The organism is Nocardia sp. NPDC004260 (assembly GCF_053603155.1).
Genome location: NZ_JBSGEZ010000020.1, coordinates 19213 through 36416, shown reverse-complemented (window position 1 = coordinate 36416; position 17204 = coordinate 19213). Strand labels below are relative to the sequence as shown.

The following is a 17204-nucleotide window of genomic DNA, read 5'->3' as shown; positions in this document are numbered from 1 at the left end:
TCGTGCGCGAACTCCGACGCGAAGCGTCAGGCGTCCTTCTTGTCCTCGGCGGCCTCGTCGGCAGCCGGAGCCTCGGCGGTCTCGGCGACGGCCTCGTCGGCCTCCTCCTCGACGACCTCGGCGGCCGGAGCCTCCTCCGCCTTCTTCGAGGCAGCCACACGACGAGCGCGATCGGCCTCGTTGGTCACGGTCTTCTCGCGAACCAGCTCGATGATCGCCATCGGCGCGTTGTCACCCTTGCGCGGCAGCGTCTTGGTGATGCGGGTGTAGCCACCCTCGCGCCCCTCGAACGACGGGCCGATCTCCGCGAAGAGCTCATGCACGACATCCTTGTTGCGGATCACCTTCAGCACCTCGCGACGATCGGCCAGGGTGCCGCCCTTCGCCTTGGTGATCAGCTTCTCCGCGTAGGGACGCACGGCCTTGGCCTTGGCCTCGGTGGTGGTGATCCGGCCGTGCTCGAAGAGCGCCGTGGCCAGATTGGCGAAGATCGCCTTCTGGTGCGACGCCGACCCGCCGAAGCGGGCACCCTTCTTGGGCTTGGGCATTGTGGTGTTCTCCTTGTATGAGGCCGGGCCGGGGCGCCTACCCCGGCGGCCTAGAGCTGTTCGGTCTCGGCGTAGTCCTGCTCGCCGCCGTCGGTGTCGCTGAACGTGCCGCTGTCGCTCCACGTGCCGGTGCTCGCGTCGTAGCCGACCACGCTGGACGGATCGAACGACGCGGGGCTGTCCTTCAGCGAGAGGCCGAGCGCGTGCAGCTTGACCTTGACCTCGTCGATGGACTTCTGACCGAAGTTGCGAATGTCCAGCAGATCCGACTCGGTGCGGGCGACCAGCTCGCCCACGGTGTGCACACCCTCGCGCTTGAGGCAGTTGTAGGACCGGACGGTGAGGTCCAGATCCTCGATCGGCAGACCGAACGAGGCGATGTGATCCGCCTCGGCCGGCGAGGGGCCGATCTCGATGCCCTCCGCTTCGACGTTCAGCTCACGGGCCAGGCCGAAGAGCTCGACCAGGGTCTTGCCCGCCGAGGCGAGCGCGTCCCGCGCGCTGATGGAGTTCTTGGTCTCCACGTCCAGGATGAGCCGGTCGAAGTCGGTGCGCTGCTCGACGCGGGTCGCCTCGACCTTGTAGGTCACCTTCAGCACCGGCGAGTAGATCGAATCCACCGGAATCCGGCCGATTTCCGCGCCGGACGCCTTGTTCTGCACGGCCGGGACGTAACCGCGACCGCGCTCGACGACGAGCTCGATCTCCAGCTTGCCCTTGTCGTTCAGGGTCGCGATGTGCATGTCCGGGTTGTGCACCACCACGCCGCTGGGCGGGACGATGTCACCGGCGGTGACGGTGCCCGGGCCCTGCTTGCGCACGTACATCGTGACCGGCTCGTCCTCCTCGGAGGACACGACCAGGCCCTTGAGGTTCAGGATGATGTCGGTGACATCCTCCTTCACGCCCGGAACGGTGGTGAACTCGTGCAGGACGCCGTCGATGCGGATGCTCGTGACCGCCGCCCCCGGAATCGAGGACAGCAGGGTACGCCGCAGCGAGTTGCCGAGGGTGTAACCGAAGCCCGGCTCGAGCGGTTCGATGGTGAACTTCGAGCGGTTCTCGGCGACGACCTCTTCGGTCAGCGTCGGACGCTGTGAAATCAGCATGTGGATCATCCTCCTTTTTGGGCGCCCGCTATTTGACGCCTCGTCTCAGGGGTTGTGCCCGGCCGCCCATCGGGACGGCCACGCACCAGCGGCACGTTGTGCCGAGTGTTACTTCGAGTAGTACTCGACGATCAGCTGTTCCTGCAGCGGCACATCGATCTGGGCGCGCTCGGGCAAATGGTGGACCAGGATCCGCAGCCGGCCCGGGAGCACCTGCAGCCAGCCCGGAACCGGACGGTCGCCGATGGTCTCACGCGCCACCTGGAACGGCAGGGTGCCCAGCGACTTCTCCTTGACATCGATGATGTCGTACTGGGTGACCTGGAAGCTGGGAACGTCGACCTTCTTGTTGTTCACCAGGAAGTGGCCGTGCGAGACCAGCTGGCGAGCCTGGCGGCGGGTACGGGCCAGACCGGCGCGGTACACGACGTTGTCCAGGCGGGTCTCGAGCAGACGCAGCAGGTTGTCACCGGTCTTGCCCTTGAGGCGGTTGGCCTCTTCGTAGTACCGGCGGAACTGCTTCTCCATGACGCCGTAGGAGAAGCGGGCCTTCTGCTTCTCCTGCAGCTGGAGCAGGTACTCGCTCTCCTTGATCCGCGCGCGGCCGTGCTGGCCGGGCGGGTAGGGGCGACGCTCGAACGCCTGGTCGCCGCCGACGAGGTCGACGCGCAGACGACGCGACTTGCGGGTGATAGGGCCTGTGTAACGAGCCATTGTTCGTTATTCCTTTCCCGCTAGACGCGACGCCGCTTGGGCGGACGGCAGCCGTTGTGCGGCTGCGGGGTGACATCGGAAATCGTGCCCACCTCGAGGCCGGCGGCCTGCAGCGAGCGGATCGCGGTCTCGCGGCCCGAACCGGGGCCCTTCACGAACACGTCGACCTTCTTGACGCCGTGTTCCTGCGCCTTGCGGGCGGCGTTCTCGGCGGCGAGCTGCGCGGCGAACGGGGTCGACTTGCGCGAGCCCTTGAAGCCGACGTGACCCGACGACGCCCAGGAGATGACGTTGCCGTTCGGGTCGGTGATCGACACGATCGTGTTGTTGAACGTGCTCTTGATGTGCGCGTTGCCGTGCGGGACGTTCTTCTTGTCCCTGCGACGCGACTTCTGGGTCTTCTTCGGGCCCGCGGCCCGACTCTTCGGAGGCATCGGTTATCCCTACTTCTTCTTGCCGGCGACGGTGCGCTTCGGGCCCTTGCGGGTGCGCGCGTTGGTCTTGGTGCGCTGGCCACGCACGGGCAGGCCACGACGGTGGCGCAGGCCCTGGTAGCAGCCGATCTCGATCTTGCGGCGAATATCGGCCTGCACCTCGCGGCGCAGGTCACCCTCGACCTTGAACTCCGAAGCCTCGATGTAGTCACGCAGCTTCGTCAGATCGTCGTCGCTGAGATCCTTCGAGCGCAGGTCCGGGCTGACGCCGGTGGCGTCCAGGATCTCCTTGGAGCGGGTACGGCCAATGCCGAAAATGTAGGTCAGTGCGATCTCCATGCGCTTCTCGCGCGGGAGGTCGACGCCCATGAGACGTGCCATCTGGCAGTTTCCTTAATCGTTGCGGAGGTCTGCTCCCTGTCCGTCCCCTCGTCTTGGCGGGGCACCGGCCTCCGAACCGGTGGTAGGCGCGCACGCCCAGGGCGAACCCTGATTTCCGCAGCGTGCGGCTGGTGCTGGGAGTTCTTCTTGCCAATCCGAACTGCGGTTCGGTGCTTGGCTGGTGTCGCGTCGAGCGTTCGCCGTCGGCAAGCCTCGGGCGGGTGGTGCGAGGTCTCCCTCGCCTCCGCTCAGCCCTGGCGCTGCTTGTGGCGCAGGTTGTCGCAGATCACCATGACCCGGCCGTGACGGCGGATCACCTTGCACTTCTCGCAGATCTTCTTGACGCTCGGCTGAACCTTCACGTCCGTCCAATCTGTTGTGGTTCACAGGGGTGTGAACACAGTTTTTCCCCAGTCGGCGACTGGGGAAGCTCTGGTGTGAGTCTTTCGACTCGGCCCCGGCTCACGCCGGGACTGCCGGCTCGCAACCGACGCCGATCGCGCCGGGCACGATCACTTGTAGCGGTATACGATCCGGCCACGCGACAGGTCGTAGGGCGAGAGCTCGACGACCACACGGTCCTCGGGGAGGATACGAATGTAGTGCTGCCGCATCTTCCCGCTGATGTGCGCGAGAACCTTGTGTCCGTTCTCGAGCTCGATCCGGAACATCGCATTGGGCAGCGGTTCGACAACTCGACCCTCGACCTCGATGGCCCCGTCTTTCTTCGCCATGTCCTCCGCGATCCCGGTTACGCTCAACCTGGTTTGTTTGCTGGTTCTGCTCGAATGGGACCGATCGCCGGAGCGAACCGCTCGCACACAAACAGGCGGCGCCTAGGTGCACCGCCGCTCCAGCTTACCGATCCGTTCCGGATCGGGCAAAAATGCCTCCTTGTATACCCGTGTCGCCAGCGGTTTCGCAGCCGTCTTCCCACGCGTGGCGGGCCTCGGACGCTGCGCCGCGACGGCACCGGGTTGTCGCGTAAACTGGCCGCTGTCCAGGTATTTGGGTCGAACGGATCGAGGGGGACGCGTGAGCCGGCGCAGCGTGCGAGCCACCGGCGTAGGCGCTCTCGGTCGCGGCCGAAGCGAGCGGCAGGGAGGCGAGGCAGTGAGTAATCGTAGCGAGCGAGTCAACGGCAGAGCGTCCCTGGCCACGACCGAGCCGAGCGGGCAGCGAGGGCAGTCGTGACCGAGCGCAGCGAGCGAGAGATCGGCACGCCGAACATCGGCGAGGCGCAGTCGTGAGCCGTAGCAATGACGGCCTGCCCATGCTGCCGCCGTGGCTGTCGGAGAGCGACGTCGGCCAGAGCGGCTACGAAGCGCCGGTACAGAACCTTCCGCACGACGACCTCATCGAGGACTCCTCCAGCCGCAGGCGCGGCCGTTTGCGCAGCCGCGCGCCCGAGGCGGAACGCCCGGATGCCGCACGGCCGGAGAAGCGCCGTAAGGGCTGGCGCCGCGACAAGCACGAGGGGAACGCCCAGGAGGAACAGCGGCAGGGCGACGCGAGCCGCGCGCCCGCGCCGGTTCCGGAGGAGCAAGCACCGGCTCGGCCCCCGCATGAGTCCTGGCAACAACCGCAAGAGTCCTGGCAACAGCCACAGGAGTCCCAGCAGCAACCGCAAGATTCACGGCAGCACCCGCAGGAATCCCGGCACCAGCCACAGGGGTCCTGGCAGCAGCCGCAAGAGTCCCGGCACCAGCCACAGGAGTCCTGGCAACAGCCCCCGCAAGAGTCCCCCCGGCAACAGCCATACGAGTCCTGGCAGCAGCCGCAAGAGTCTCGGCCCCACCCACAGGAATCCCAGCAGCAACCGCAGGAGTCCCAGCAGCAACCGCAGGAGTCCTGGCAGCAGCCCGGCTACGACCGCACTCCACCGGCGCAGGACAATTCGTGGCAAGCGCCGCCGGAGCGCACCGGCGCTCCGCAGCACAGCCTGCCCACGCGCAATCCGTCGCAGCCCTCACCCGGCTTCCAGCCACTGGGCAGCAGGTCCGCGAACCCGCCCGCGTCGAACGAGCAGCAGGCGCGCCAGCAGGCGGACCGGCCGGAGCTTCCGCCACCGCCGCCCCGGCAACCAGCCGACGAGCAGCCCGCTCCGCCCCGGAACGAGGAGCATGCCCAGTCGTCGCACGGCCGGAGCGCGCCCCGCCAGGCCGTCGGCGGCCGACCTCCGCTCGGGCCGCAGCACGGCGGATGGCCGTCCACCGGCAACCCTCGCCTCGATGCCGCCCTGTCGGCCGTGGCTCCGAACCTGTGGCCGAACTCGGCTCCGCCCAATCGGACCCCACCGGTGGGCCCGAGCCCGACCGGAAACGAGGCGACTCAGCGCGGCGAGTCTCGCGAGACCCCACCCGCCGGTCCGAACCAGACCTGGCCTACCTCGACATCGACCGGCCGCCAACCGTCCGTGCAACCGCCCCAAGGCGGATATCCCGCCGCGCCTCCGTCCGCTCCGGACCAGCCGGCGCGGCAGGGCGGACACTCCTCGACGCCGACCAGCGCACAGCCCGCACCGCAGCCGCCCATCGACCCGGCGACGTCGACTCCCGACCGGAGCACGGCCGACCACACGGCGCGACAGAAGGCTCAGGCACCGACCGGCGTGCCATCCACTCCACCGTCAGCAGGGCCGACCAGCGGCGGAACCTCGCCCGTAACCGGCCAGGAGCACGCGGCACGGCAGGGCGGACACCCGTCGGCCCCGACCGCCACGCCAGTATCCAGCGCGGGGCAGGCCCCCGGCTCGCTGAGCGAAAATGCGCAGTCACCGCACGGCGAGGGATCCGAGCCGTCAGCGGGCGAGCACGCGGGGCCGTACGGCGATCCGACAGCGGCACGTTCCGCTGAAAATCCCGCTTCCGGGAGAGCGGACCCTGATCGGCGGGCCGAGAGCCGAGAAGCGACGCCGACCGGCGCCGGCATGTTATCCACCGGCGCAAGTCCGACCGAACCGCACAGCGAGAACACCACTGCCGGGGTGAACCGGAGCGCGGCTGCGGCTCAGGCCCCGACAACGTCGGCAGGTGCGGGATCCGAGCATGGCTCCACGCTGGGCACCGGCGACATCACGCCGTCGAGCGATGCCCACCGGCCACCGCCCATTACCGTGCATCCGGCGGGAGCCCCGCGGACCGCCTCACCCGTTCCCACGGCGGTGATTCCTGATGGTCCGCCGCCGTGGCTCGCGGCTCCTCGGCCCGAGCAGGCCGACGCGCCCGCGACCGACGCGCCGTGCCGACTCCCACCGCTGCCCGACCCGCCCGTGCCGCACGAGCGGCCGCACAACAGTGCATCCGGTACCGCGCCGGAGGCCCCCGGGCAGCCCGACTCGGCCGGGTCGGTCGATGCGACTCACGTACAAAAAGACTCGAGCGCACCGGAGTCGAACCGGGTCGGCGCGACCGACATCGGCCCAGCGGCGGCGCGACCTGTCGCCGGTGGCGGACGCCACCGGCTGTCCGCGGAGCCGAACGAACCTTCGGCGTCCCAGCCGCCGGTCGGACAAGCGCCGAACTCCGACCAGCAGCCGCCACCTCAGCCCCGTCCGGATGCGGCTCACTACGCGGGCGCGCCACAGCCGCACCCCTACGCCTCGGGCGGCGTACCCGCCGGTCACCCGACGCAGTCCGCGGGCGACCAGGCAGCGGGCAGCGCACCGCAGGTCCCCATCGACCAGTGGCGCAATACTGCCGCGCCCGAATCCGGTCCGGCATCACCGCATTCCGTGCCGCCGCACCAAGCCACTGGGCACCCCGCCCCGCAGTGGGGCACGCCTCCCGGCTACCCACAGCCACCCGCCCAGCAGGGCGCCCCGTTCCAGCAACCTTCACTCGACGACGTGCCGCTGCGCAGGGCCAAGAAAGCTCCGGGAACCGGGTGGCGCAAGGCCGTGCACCACGTGTCGGGTGGCGCGATCAACCCCGGTATGTCCGCCGAGGAACGCAGGTTGCAGGAACTGGTCGCGCGGATCAGGCAGCCCGTCCGCGGCGACTACCGGATCGCGGTGCTGTCGCTCAAGGGCGGCGTCGGAAAGACCACCACCACAATGGGTCTCGGCTCCACCTTCGCCTCGATCCGGGGCGACCGGGTGATCGCCGTCGACGCCAATCCGGACTTCGGCACACTGTCGCAGCGGGTGCCCCTGCAAACCAGGTCCACCGTGCGCGACCTGCTCCTCGATTCGACCATCCAGCGCTATTCGGATGTGCGCAGGCACACCTCGCAGGCGACGAGCCGCCTGGAAGTGCTCGCCAGCGAACGTGATCCGGCCGCGTCGGAGGCGTTCAGCGAAGAGGAGTACCGCGCGGTCGCACGAATCCTGCAGCGGTTCTACAACATCATCCTCACCGACTGCGGTACCGGGCTCATGCATTCGGCCATGTCCGGTGTACTCGACCTGGCGCACTCGCTGGTACTGATCTCCTCCCCCGCGATCGACGGAGCCCGCAGTGCCGCAGCCACATTGGACTGGTTGTCGCTGCACGGCCACGACCATTTGGTGCGCAACGCGGTGGTGGTGATCAACTCCCCGCGGGCCGGATCGCCGAACGTCGGTATCCAGCAGCTACGGGAGTACTTCCTGTCCCGGTGCCGCGCCGTGCACATCATCCCGTTCGACGCGCACATGTCCGAGGGCGCCGAAATCGATTTGCACCGCTTGCACAAACAGACCAAGCGGGCCTACGTCGAGCTGGCCGCGACCGTCGCGGACGACTTCGCCACCGATCATCGTCGTTACCACCCGTGACACCCGCCGGGCGGTGGCCCGGCGGGGCGAAGGGCGAACGGATCAGCCGCTCACCACTCGGGCAGACGCCGCCTGCCCGCCATGACGTCGCGCACCAGATCGTCATAGGCGTCCGCGAGTTCGGCGAGATGATGCCACGCGTTGTGCAGCAAATCGTCGTGCGCGTTCAGAGTCATCAACGCGTGGTGCGCGCGCACCGACGACTCGGCCAGGCGATCGATCACCGCACCCACCGTTTCGGTGTGCAGAGTGGCGCCGAGCCGATGCTGCGGCACACTTCGCATCACCCAGTCGTCGATGGCCATCACCAATTCGACTCTGCGACGCTCGATTTCGCGAACCACCGCCACGGAGGTGTCCACCGAACCACCGCGGCCGACCAGGCGGCGCTCATGTAGCACTGCCAGATCACGAGCGAACCACAAGAGCGGACCACCGACCACGCGGTGTCCGCGACACGCCCGAACCAATAGGTCGGACGTGGGAAGCAATCCCGGTGCCGAAGAGCGCACCGAAGGATCGACACACCTAGGTGTGCCAGGGAGGGCCATTACGACCGTTGTATCCGAACCTGCCACGTTGCCTCGCCGTCATCGCCGCACAACACCGGATCAGGACTTCATTACAATAAACCTCTGAAGGCACCTGTCAAGCGTTAACGGGCCGTAGGGAGTCACGGAGAGTACACTTCGTTACCTGCATGACCAACCGAGGAGCAAGATGGCGGACGGTCCGACGTATCACCGGATCGCAGACCTCCTCCGCGAGGAGATCCGCGCAGCCAAGTGGAAACCGGGCGATCGACTGCCCAGTCACTCGGAGCTTGCCGATCAAATGCAGGTCTCGATTACCACGGCCCGCAACGCGATCCAGGTGCTGGTGACCGAAAATCTCGTCTATACAGCTACTTCCCGCGGAACGATCGTTCGAAACCAGGAAATCCTGGAATCCGTTGTCACCGATTCCATCCGCCCCGACCGGCCGCAGACCCCGCACGACATCTTCGAGGAGATCGCGCGGGCCGCGCACCGGGAGCCGTCGAAGGAGTTCAGCGCGAAGATGGAGCCCGCCAGCCCCGAAGTCGCGTCTTGGTTGGGTATACCGCCGGATTCGTGGGTGCTGGCCAGGACGGTGGTCCAGTATCTCGACCATGAGCCGTGGTCGTGGGAGGTCAGCTTCTATCCCCGTGACCTGGCCGAGGCGACCGGAATCGACTCACCGCACGACATTCCGGAGGGCACCACCCGCCGCCTCGCCGACCGGGGCCATGCCGAGACCGCGCACCGCGACACGCTCGTCGCCCGGCCCGCCACCGCGGAGGAAGCCTTGGTGCTCGGCGTCGCCACCGGCACCATCCTGCTCGACCATCTGCGCATCGGCGCCAACCACGAGCGCGTCACCCGTGCCACGCGGCAACGCTCGCTCGCCTCCGGCAATCGGCTCGCCTACGAGCTCGGCGACGCCGAAGGCACCGCAGTCATCCGGACCACGCTTGCCGATTCGCACGGGACCGGCCGGGCCTAGCCCATGACGATCGCGCTGCGCCAGGCGACATGGGGCGATCTCGGCATGATCTGCCGCCTGCGCGTACAGCGCACGGCGTGGCTCACCGCGCGAGGCTCCGATCAGTGGACGGTCGCCGGACGCGGCCTGCCCATCGAGATCTTCGCTCGCGCCGTGGGACGGTCGCTGGACGCGGGCGAGACCTGGATCGCCGAGGTCGCGGGCGAACCGGCGGGAACGATCACGGTCAACGACCGCGCCGACGCCGGTCTGTGGTCGGGATGGGAACTCGACGACGCGGTGATCGCCCATTACATGATCGTGGATCTGCGTTTCGCGGGCCGGCGCGTGGGCCATCACCTGCTGGCGCACGCGGGACTGCTCGCCCGCTCGCAGGGCCGCGCCTGGGTCCGGCTCGACGCGTGGACCACCAATACCGATCTGCACGCCTACTACCGTTCGGCGGGATTCCGTTTGGTGCGCATCGCGGGCCCGCTCGCGCTGGGCCCGTCACGGGCGCTGTTCGAGCGAAGAGCCGATACCTGGTATCCCGCACTTCCCGTGCCGGTCACCGCTGTCGGGCGAGTAGCCGCGCCGGCGCTTTTGCGCCCACCGCCGCCGAACAACTGATCCCACGCGGCGACAACTGAACGATCCGCGCTGTCCGGGGCTGCCCGCCGCGCGATCTCGAGTCCTTCCCGCCCACGGTAACAGCGGATGACTAATCACCAGTGACGTCAACGGGAACGGGGAATTCCTCGATGTTTGCGGGCAGGCTCCGTGCCCAGGTCGAGCGCGACGCGGATCACCAGATGCGCTCGGAGCCCCCGATTTCCGGGCCAAGACAACAGCTCACAGCTCCACCATTAGGGTGACCGGACCGTCGTTCACCAGGTCGATGTGCATGTGCGCGCCGAACCGCCCGGTGGCCACGGTTGGGCCGAGTTCGCGCAACGCCTCCGCGAAGTGCTCGACGAGTGGTTCGGCGACAGCGCCGGGCGCGGCCGCCGACCACGACGGACGCCTGCCCTTCTTCGTGTCCGCGTACAGCGTGAACTGGCTGACCACCAGAATCGGCGCGCCCAGGTCCGCGGCCGAGCGCTCCCCGTCGAGGATGCGCAACCGCCATACCTTGTCGGCCAATGCCCGCGCGGTCGCCTCCGTGTCGGAGTGCGTCACGCCGACCAGGGCGACCAGGCCGTGCGGGAGGCCGTCGGCCACCGGATCGATCGTTCCGACGACCTGCTCGTCGACCGTCACCCGGGCCGATCTCACGCGCTGTAGGAGGGCTCGCACAGCCTTCGATCATGCCTTCCGCCACCGCGTCGGCCGCCGCGCGGGTCGCCGACCGCCGAACGACCCGGTCTGCCTCGCGGGATACAGGTGCGCGCGGGCGGCAAGCGTGACAAACTCGGTGCGCAGAAGAATGTGTTGCGCGGTTGCCGCGCGTTGGCGGAGGATCATGCTGGAAACGAGGAGCGCGATGGATCTGGACGCGATGGAGCGTCAGATCGCGGCGGATCGGTATGCGGCCCTCGACCGGACGGTCGAATCCGAATTGCGCTTGGCCACCTCGCTCGGCGAACTCGCCAAGGGGCTGATCGCCACCAAGAACAACGGCTCGATGCGCGACCGCACGAGGGAAGCGCTGGCGCCCGCCGAAGAAGCGGTGGCGATCCGCCTGCGCCTGCTGTCCAGGGGCCAAGTGCTCACCGCCCGCCTGGCCGGGGAATTGAACGACGCGCTGCGCTCCTTCGAGCAGGCGGCACGGCACAGCGGGCGCAGGGAACTGGCCACCACGACGATCCGGCGCGCCTGTGACGTCTACCGGCAAGTGGCGCGGGCGCATCCGGAAGTCGCGGGCCCGTGCGCCGACGGCCTGTCCAAGTGCGGTGTCTGGCTGGGCAGGCTGGACCAGGACGCCGCCGTGGCCGCGACCGAGGAGGCGGCCCGCATCCGCGCCGGCCTGGCCGCGGCGAACCCGGAGTTGTCCGGCAAGTACCTGGCCAGCCTGAGCACGCTGCTGCGCACGCTCATGGTGGGCCGGTCGCGCAAGCAGGCCATCGCCATGTACCGGGAGCGGTACGCCGCGTTCACCTCCACCAGCATGTCGATCCGGTTGCGCGCCTGCGGCATCCAGGACCTGGATCTCACGCCCAAGTCGCACCGGGCGCTGGTCGAACTGGGCTGCCGCACCCTGGAGGGAGCCGGACGGCTCACCCAGCAGCAGATCATGTTCAAATCCTCCGGCGACCTGTCGACCGTCGAGGAAATCAACTGGAAGCTGGCTCTTGTGGGCCTGCGCCCGCTCGCGCCGGGCACCGAGCAGGATCAGCCGTCGACGCCCGTCCAGATCGGCTCCACCTTCGGCGCGCTCAGCGTCTACCTGCCGGAACGGGACGCCATCGCCCACGTACGCGCCGCGATCATCGCGGCCTACGCCGTCGACGACGCCTATCCCCTCGACCGCGAGAGCTATCTCGGTACGCCCGAGTCGAAGTGGAAGATCCGCGAGCCGAAGCTGAACACCTCCGCCACCCTCGGCGACGACATCGTGCTGATCGACCAGCCCTACGGCGGCTGGGTGACGGTCATGAGCCTGAACTGGGAACTCACTCCGGTGGGGAAACATCCACTGGCACTGCGTCTCTCCCAGGACTGGCCGGTCGCGGCGATCACGGTCACGGAGGACGTAGCCTACGAGTTGTGCTGGTACGAGCGCGGTACGGCCACCCAGTACGCCGCGCTCGGCCGCCCTGCCGGGCAGGCGCCCCTCGACAAACCGCTCGCGCCACTCGATTTCGAGACACTGGCCTTGTACAACCCCGACCGGGCGACGGAGAGCAAGCTGCGCGCGGCCTTCGGCAACACGAAGGTGTTCGCCAACCTCACCTACCTGCCGGATTGCGGCCTGCGCCAGGTCAGTGTCGACACGCCGTTGTCCGAGCACGGCGACCGCGTGCTGTACTTCCGCACGACACCCTGAGGCGCGCTGCCGCGGTATCGATTTGCGGCAAGGTAGCGCACGCGTCAGCGACGGCGATGAACAAAATTCCCCGCGTTCTCGCCCCGCATCTTCACAGGTCGTTTGACCAGGAATTACGTACGCCGAGTTGAACGCGGGGCAGCGCCGCGCACCCTACCGGTAACTGCACCCGCCGGTAACCGACGGGCGAACGAATTTCTCGAGAACTAATTGAACGGAATGTTTGATCCGCTCCATGGAGTGCTCTACTGAGACAACGCCCGCACGATGAACCGGATCACAAGCACTGGTGCCGCAGCGCCGTCCGGGCGGCTTGGAAAAAGTCACACGATGCTACCCGAGGGCCCCATGGACCAACTGGCGTTGGCGGATACCCCGACCGCCCGATGCGCCTACTATCGACACACCTGCGACCTGCCCGCCGGAGTCCATCCGGAGATAGGCCGAATCGTCCTCCGCGCCGGATTCGTCGGCGCGATCACGATGCCCGCCGCGTTGGGGCAGAAAGTTCGCGACGACCTCACTCATCGCCGAATAGCGTTGGGCCCGATCGTTTCTCATGTCCGGTCCAAACGGTGGACCTTTCTCACCCGCCCCGACTTACCCGACGACGTCCGGCTGTTCGCGGAACTGTTCCGTCTCAATGTCTCCATCGTGCCCTCCGGCGGTGAGATCGCACTGCCGTCTCCCGCCGTGGCCGACGCCGACTATCGGCACTGGATCGTGGCCCCCGAGAACGGTTTCCGTCCCTCCGGCTCGTCCATCGTCGACACCGTACGGTCCTGCACGAGAACGGGCGGGCGATGACCACCGGGGCGGTACTTCCGGCGAAACATCAAGTGCTGCAAGCCTGCCGAGGCGAGATGCACGAGAGCAACCCGATGCTGCGCTGCGCACACGAACTCACTACGTTGCACGAACGCAGGCTCAGCGCGGGACACGAATCACTCGGCGAGATAGACGCGTTGCGTGCGAGCCTGATTCACGACATCGATCGCTGGATCACCACGCAATTGCCGCCCGCCCACGGCGCGGCGCACGTGCACACCGAGACCGTCGGCGCCGTGATCGATCGCCTGGCCCAGTTCACCGCGAACGCCTACGCGGCGCTGGCCAGCAGTTCGGAATGGGATCTGTGGGACGCCTGGCAGCGCCTGGCCGAACTGGCCGTCGGCTACGACGACCTGGCCGCCGAGGTCTGCGCGGGCGTGCGGAGACTTCCCGGCGCATCTTAGGTTCCGTCGCGGCTCCCCATCCGTGGAGTGAAACGGATGGGGAGTCCGGACAACTACGAAGAAAAGCTCGCCTTGCACACTAGATGGGCGAGTTCGGACAAGTGGCGCTACCCGGCCACCCGCCGTTCCGCGACCACGAGTTCGAACGGTCGACCTTCCCGCACCGATATCGCCGCACCGCAGAGTCCCTGACCGCGACCATCGGTACGCAATCGCACACGGTGGTGATCTCCCCCGACGAGCGGACCGAAGTGCTCGGCCGGATCAGGGCCTGTCTGCTGGCGAGGCCGGAGACGGCCGAAGGCGAATTCGATCTACCGATAGTCACTTTGGCGCTGCGAACGACTCTGCGCCGCGCGCACTGAACGGCTACTTACGCACACGAAATAGCCAGGCCACAGCGTTGCCCGCCCCGTCGCGGTGTCCACGGAGCAGGCCGGATAGCGGCGAACTGCGGCGTGCGCCAAGCCGATTCGAGTAGCGGTCTACTCAGGTCACCGGCTACTGCCCGGCCATACGCTGACGGCATCGTTCAGAACAGTTCCGAAAACAAGGAGAAAGTAACCGTTCCACCCCGCATGGGCACCGACCGGGCCCACCGCTTCGGCTCGACGCGAAGGACGCGGGTGCAAGGAACGACGTCACCGATCCAGCGAACGCTGGGTATCGCCCGGTGGCGTGTCGGCGCATCGTGTCGGCACGCGGAGAGACGGCGAGATCGACCAGGGATTCCTGGCGTCGGTGCGGCTCGTTTCCTCGCCGCGCAGTGTCATCGAACCGGGGCAGCCCGAGGGCCGTGCCCTACTCCGGACGCAACGTCAGGATCCGGGGTCCGTCCTCCGTGACGGCGACCGTGTGCTCCCAATGTGCCGCACGACTGCCGTCCACGGTGACCACGGTCCAGTCGTCGTCGAGCACCTTCGTCTGGGTGGTGCCGAGCGTGAGCATCGGCTCGATCGCGAGCACCGATCCCACCACGAGCTTCGGGCCCTTACCGGGCTCGCCTTCGTTGGCGAGGAACGGATCGAGGTGCATCTCGCGCCCGATGGCATGCCCACCGTAGCCGTCGACGATGCCGTAGCCGCGCCCGTGCTCCTTCTCGGCTGCCCGGGTGCCCAGCTCGATGGCGTGCGAAACGTCGGTCAGCCGGTTACCGGGCAACATCGCCGCGATACCGGCCTCCATCGACGACTTGGTCGCCTCGCTGAGCAACCGATCGGCCTCGATGATGGTGCCGACGCCGAACGTCCAGGCCGAATCGCCGTGCCAGCCGTCGAGAATCGCGCCGCAGTCGATGGACACCAGGTCGCCCTCGGCGAGAATCTCCCCCGCCGTCGGAATCCCGTGCACCACGCGGTCGTTCACCGATGCGCAGATGGACGCCGGGAAGCCGTGGTAGCCCTTGAAGGAGGGCACCGCGCCCGCGTCCCGGATTACCTGCTCGGCAACCTCGTCCAGTTCCGCGGTGGACACCCCGGGCTTGGCGGCCGCGCGCACGGCCACCAAAGCGCGGCCGACGATCGCGCCGGCCGCCGCCATGGCATCCAGTTCGCCTGCCGTCCGGAACGGCACGACCTTCTTCTTGCGGTTGAAGACCATCCGCCCTCAGCGCTCCATCGCGAGTCGGCTCAGTGGCCCAGCGCGCGCAGCGCCCGCGCGTTGACGTCGTCGACCTCGCCGACGCCGTCCACCGAGACGACCAGGCCGTCGTAGTGGTCCAGCAGCGGCTCGGTCTCCTCGCGGTACACCCGCAGCCGGTTGCGGATCACGCTCTCGTTGTCGTCGGCGCGGCCGCGCGCGAGCATCCGCTCGACCACGGTGTCCTCGGGCACGACGAAGCGCAGCACCGCGTCGAGCGAGGTGTTCATGTGCTTGAGGATCTTCTCCAGCGCGTCGGCCTGGTCGACCGTGCGCGGGTAGCCGTCGAGGACGAAGCCGTTGGCGGCGTCGGGCTCGTTGACCCGCGCCTCCACCATGCGATTGGTCACGTCGCTGGGCACCAGGTCGCCCGCGTCCATGTACTTCTGCGCCTCGCGACCCAGCGGGGTCTGCTGGCTGATATTCGCACGGAACAGGTCCCCGGTGGAGATGTGCGGAACGCCCAGCTTCTCCGACAGCAGGACGGCCTGGGTGCCTTTACCGGCGCCCGGCGGACCGAGCAGTACAACTCTCACTTGAGGAACCCTTCGTAATTTCGATTCATCAGCTGGCTCTCGATCTGCTTCACGGTGTCCAAACCGACGCTCACCATGATCAGCACCGCGGTACCGCCGAACGGAAGGTTCTGGGTACCGCCGGAGGCGCCGATGTCGAGGAACAGGTTCGGCAGCACCGCTACCAGACCGAGATAGATCGAGCCGGGGAGGGTGATACGGCTCAGGACGAAGTTGAGGTAGTCGGCCGTCGGCTTGCCGGGCCGGTAGCCCGGGATGAAGCCGCCGAACTTCTTCATCTCGTCAGCGCGCTCCTCCGGGTTGAAGGTGATCGCGACGTAGAAGTAGGTGAAGAACACGATCAAGCTGAAGTAGATCGCGATGTACACCGGGTTGCCGGGATTCACCAGGTATTTCTGGATGATCTCCTGCCACCAGCTCGGATTCTGGTTGTTCTGCGACCCCGTCAGCTGCGCCACCAGGTTCGGCAGGTACAGCAGCGACGAGGCGAAGATGACCGGGATCACGCCCGCCTGGTTCACCTTCAACGGCAGGTAGGTCGAGGAGCCGCCGTACATCTTCCGGCCGACCACGCGCTTGGCGTATTGGACCGGGATCCGGCGCTGGCCCTGCTCGACGAAGATCACGGCGGTGATGATCGCCAGCGCGGCGACACACACCAGCCCGAAGACCAGGCCGCCCCGGCTGTCCAGGATCGCCTTGCCCTCGCTCGGGATGCGGGCGGCGATACCCGAGAAGATCAGCAGGGACATACCGTTGCCGATGCCGCGCTCGGTGATCTGCTCGCCGAACCACATCACCAGCGCCGCGCCCGCGGTCATCACGAGCACGATGATGATCATGCCGAAGATGCTGGTGTCGGCCAAAATGTCCTTTTGGCAGCCTTGCAGCAGCTGGCGACGGGCCGCGAGCGCGACCAGGCCGGTGGCCTGCAGGATCGCGAGGGCGATCGACAGGTATCTGGTGTACTGCGTCATCTTGGTCTGGCCGGATTGGCCTTCCTTGCGCAGTTCCTCGAACCGCGGGATGACGACCGTGAGCAGCTGGATGATGATGCTCGCGGTGATGTAGGGCATGATGCCGATCGCGAAGACCGACAGCTGCAACAGCGCACCACCGGAGAACAGGTTGATCAGCTGGTAGATGCCGCCGGACTCACCGCCCGAGACCAGGTCGATGCACTCCTGGACCGCCTTGTAGTCGACGCCGGGGGACGGCAGCGAGGCACCCAGGCGGTACAACGCGATCAACCCCAGCGTGAAGAGAATCTTCCGCCGTAAGTCCGGAGTCCGGAAGGCCGATACGAAGGCGGAAACCACTGATCCTCCTGGCGAACGACATGGTCATGACATGGATGTTCAGCG

The 17204-nt window shown here is 67.6% G+C and carries 19 protein-coding genes; 7 read left to right on the top strand and 12 right to left on the bottom strand.

Going from position 1 to position 17204, the window contains the following annotated elements; translation table 11 throughout:
• Window positions 1-26 precede the first annotated feature (26 nt).
• The 7 genes from rplQ to infA form a co-directional block, all read right to left on the bottom strand.
• Window positions 27-548, bottom strand: a complete 522-nt coding sequence (gene rplQ, locus ACWEO7_RS14370) for a 50S ribosomal protein L17 (protein WP_355076207.1) — start codon at window positions 546-548, stop codon at window positions 27-29.
• A 50-nt stretch (window positions 549-598) separates the two neighbouring features.
• Complete coding sequence (locus tag ACWEO7_RS14365) at window positions 599-1657, bottom strand: DNA-directed RNA polymerase subunit alpha (RefSeq protein ID WP_039796155.1); 1059 nt, start codon at window positions 1655-1657, stop codon at window positions 599-601.
• A gap of 108 nt (window positions 1658-1765) precedes the next feature.
• Window positions 1766-2371, bottom strand: coding sequence for a 30S ribosomal protein S4 (rpsD, locus tag ACWEO7_RS14360; RefSeq protein ID WP_452423608.1), 606 nt, complete (start codon window positions 2369-2371; stop codon window positions 1766-1768).
• A 20-nt stretch (window positions 2372-2391) separates the two neighbouring features.
• Window positions 2392-2805 (bottom strand): 30S ribosomal protein S11, encoded by a 414-nt coding sequence (rpsK, locus tag ACWEO7_RS14355; protein ID WP_039795647.1) that lies wholly within the window; start codon window positions 2803-2805, stop codon window positions 2392-2394.
• Window positions 2806-2814: 9 nt separating this feature from the next.
• Window positions 2815-3186: a 30S ribosomal protein S13 gene (gene rpsM, locus ACWEO7_RS14350; RefSeq protein ID WP_040864911.1), complete on the bottom strand. Its 372-nt coding sequence runs from the start codon at window positions 3184-3186 to the stop codon at window positions 2815-2817.
• A gap of 248 nt (window positions 3187-3434) precedes the next feature.
• Window positions 3435-3548 (bottom strand): 50S ribosomal protein L36, encoded by a 114-nt coding sequence (gene rpmJ, locus ACWEO7_RS14345; protein ID WP_011207363.1) that lies wholly within the window; start codon window positions 3546-3548, stop codon window positions 3435-3437.
• Window positions 3549-3698: 150 nt separating this feature from the next.
• Window positions 3699-3920: a translation initiation factor IF-1 gene (gene infA / locus ACWEO7_RS14340; protein WP_003418601.1), complete on the bottom strand. Its 222-nt coding sequence runs from the start codon at window positions 3918-3920 to the stop codon at window positions 3699-3701.
• A gap of 512 nt (window positions 3921-4432) precedes the next feature.
• On the opposite strand from infA, the gene ACWEO7_RS14335 reads away from it, so the two are divergent.
• Entirely contained in the window at window positions 4433-7942 is a 3510-nt protein-coding gene (locus ACWEO7_RS14335) for a nucleotide-binding protein (protein ID WP_452423607.1), read from the top strand.
• A gap of 50 nt (window positions 7943-7992) precedes the next feature.
• Here the strand turns inward: ACWEO7_RS14335 and ACWEO7_RS14330 are convergent, their stop codons facing one another.
• Window positions 7993-8304 (bottom strand): DUF4254 domain-containing protein, encoded by a 312-nt coding sequence (locus tag ACWEO7_RS14330; protein WP_355076200.1) that lies wholly within the window; start codon window positions 8302-8304, stop codon window positions 7993-7995.
• A 358-nt stretch (window positions 8305-8662) separates the two neighbouring features.
• Between ACWEO7_RS14330 and ACWEO7_RS14325 the strand changes: the two genes are divergently transcribed.
• Complete coding sequence (locus tag ACWEO7_RS14325) at window positions 8663-9466, top strand: GntR family transcriptional regulator (protein ID WP_355076198.1); 804 nt, start codon at window positions 8663-8665, stop codon at window positions 9464-9466.
• Between the two features lie 3 nt (window positions 9467-9469).
• Window positions 9470-10075: a GNAT family N-acetyltransferase gene (locus tag ACWEO7_RS14320; protein WP_450015061.1), complete on the top strand. Its 606-nt coding sequence runs from the start codon at window positions 9470-9472 to the stop codon at window positions 10073-10075.
• 222 nt (window positions 10076-10297) lie between these two features.
• Here ACWEO7_RS14320 and dtd read toward each other — a convergent pair whose 3' ends face one another.
• Complete coding sequence (gene dtd / locus ACWEO7_RS14315; RefSeq protein ID WP_452423605.1) at window positions 10298-10741, bottom strand: D-aminoacyl-tRNA deacylase; 444 nt, start codon at window positions 10739-10741, stop codon at window positions 10298-10300.
• A 166-nt stretch (window positions 10742-10907) separates the two neighbouring features.
• Between dtd and ACWEO7_RS14310 the strand changes: the two genes are divergently transcribed.
• From ACWEO7_RS14310 to ACWEO7_RS14295, 4 genes are all read left to right on the top strand, one after another.
• Window positions 10908-12431 carry a hypothetical protein gene (locus tag ACWEO7_RS14310; RefSeq protein ID WP_452423603.1) on the top strand — a complete coding sequence of 508 codons (1524 nt, stop codon included), beginning with the start codon at window positions 10908-10910 and terminating at the stop codon, window positions 12429-12431.
• Between the two features lie 330 nt (window positions 12432-12761).
• The gene (locus ACWEO7_RS14305; RefSeq protein WP_452423602.1) at window positions 12762-13238 is read left to right on the top strand and encodes a DNA-directed RNA polymerase subunit beta; all 477 of its coding nucleotides are present in this window, start codon (window positions 12762-12764) and stop codon (window positions 13236-13238) included.
• Window positions 13235-13666, top strand: coding sequence for a DUF4254 domain-containing protein (locus tag ACWEO7_RS14300; RefSeq protein ID WP_450015057.1), 432 nt, complete (start codon window positions 13235-13237; stop codon window positions 13664-13666). The genes ACWEO7_RS14305 and ACWEO7_RS14300 overlap by 4 nt, the downstream gene beginning before the upstream one ends.
• 83 nt (window positions 13667-13749) lie before the next feature.
• On the top strand, window positions 13750-14031 hold the full coding sequence (locus ACWEO7_RS14295) for a hypothetical protein (RefSeq protein WP_452423601.1): 282 nt from the start codon (window positions 13750-13752) through the stop codon (window positions 14029-14031).
• A 436-nt stretch (window positions 14032-14467) separates the two neighbouring features.
• On the opposite strand, the gene map is transcribed toward ACWEO7_RS14295, so the two are convergent.
• Genes map through secY form a run of 3 tightly spaced genes read right to left on the bottom strand, consistent with a single transcriptional unit; the run spans window position 14468 to window position 17159 of the window.
• Window positions 14468-15265 (bottom strand): type I methionyl aminopeptidase, encoded by a 798-nt coding sequence (gene map / locus ACWEO7_RS14290; RefSeq protein WP_355076141.1) that lies wholly within the window; start codon window positions 15263-15265, stop codon window positions 14468-14470.
• 29 nt (window positions 15266-15294) lie between these two features.
• A complete protein-coding gene (locus tag ACWEO7_RS14285) occupies window positions 15295-15840 on the bottom strand; it encodes an adenylate kinase (protein WP_379251983.1) in 546 nt (181 codons plus the stop codon).
• Window positions 15837-17159: a preprotein translocase subunit SecY gene (secY, locus tag ACWEO7_RS14280; protein WP_452423599.1), complete on the bottom strand. Its 1323-nt coding sequence runs from the start codon at window positions 17157-17159 to the stop codon at window positions 15837-15839. Before secY ends, ACWEO7_RS14285 begins: the two co-directional genes overlap by 4 nt.
• Window positions 17160-17204: the final 45 nt, after the last annotated feature.

What these genes read in the sequence shown, in the direction of transcription:
- rpsM (WP_040864911.1), bottom strand. Translation starts at nt 3,186, where the DNA reads ATGGCACGTCTCATGGGCGTCGACCTCCCGCGCGAGAAGCGCATGGAG.
- ACWEO7_RS14320 (WP_450015061.1), top strand. Translation starts at nt 9,470, where the DNA reads ATGACGATCGCGCTGCGCCAGGCGACATGGGGCGATCTCGGCATGATC.
- ACWEO7_RS14300 (WP_450015057.1), top strand. Translation starts at nt 13,235, where the DNA reads ATGACCACCGGGGCGGTACTTCCGGCGAAACATCAAGTGCTGCAAGCC.
- ACWEO7_RS14295 (WP_452423601.1), top strand. Translation starts at nt 13,750, where the DNA reads ATGGGCGAGTTCGGACAAGTGGCGCTACCCGGCCACCCGCCGTTCCGC.
- map (WP_355076141.1), bottom strand. Translation starts at nt 15,265, where the DNA reads ATGGTCTTCAACCGCAAGAAGAAGGTCGTGCCGTTCCGGACGGCAGGC.
- rpsK (WP_039795647.1), bottom strand. Translation starts at nt 2,805, where the DNA reads ATGCCTCCGAAGAGTCGGGCCGCGGGCCCGAAGAAGACCCAGAAGTCG.
- ACWEO7_RS14310 (WP_452423603.1), top strand. Translation starts at nt 10,908, where the DNA reads ATGCTGGAAACGAGGAGCGCGATGGATCTGGACGCGATGGAGCGTCAG.
- ACWEO7_RS14365 (WP_039796155.1), bottom strand. Translation starts at nt 1,657, where the DNA reads ATGCTGATTTCACAGCGTCCGACGCTGACCGAAGAGGTCGTCGCCGAG.
- rpsD (WP_452423608.1), bottom strand. Translation starts at nt 2,371, where the DNA reads ATGGCTCGTTACACAGGCCCTATCACCCGCAAGTCGCGTCGTCTGCGC.
- infA (WP_003418601.1), bottom strand. Translation starts at nt 3,920, where the DNA reads ATGGCGAAGAAAGACGGGGCCATCGAGGTCGAGGGTCGAGTTGTCGAA.
- ACWEO7_RS14305 (WP_452423602.1), top strand. Translation starts at nt 12,762, where the DNA reads ATGCTACCCGAGGGCCCCATGGACCAACTGGCGTTGGCGGATACCCCG.
- rplQ (WP_355076207.1), bottom strand. Translation starts at nt 548, where the DNA reads ATGCCCAAGCCCAAGAAGGGTGCCCGCTTCGGCGGGTCGGCGTCGCAC.
- ACWEO7_RS14325 (WP_355076198.1), top strand. Translation starts at nt 8,663, where the DNA reads ATGGCGGACGGTCCGACGTATCACCGGATCGCAGACCTCCTCCGCGAG.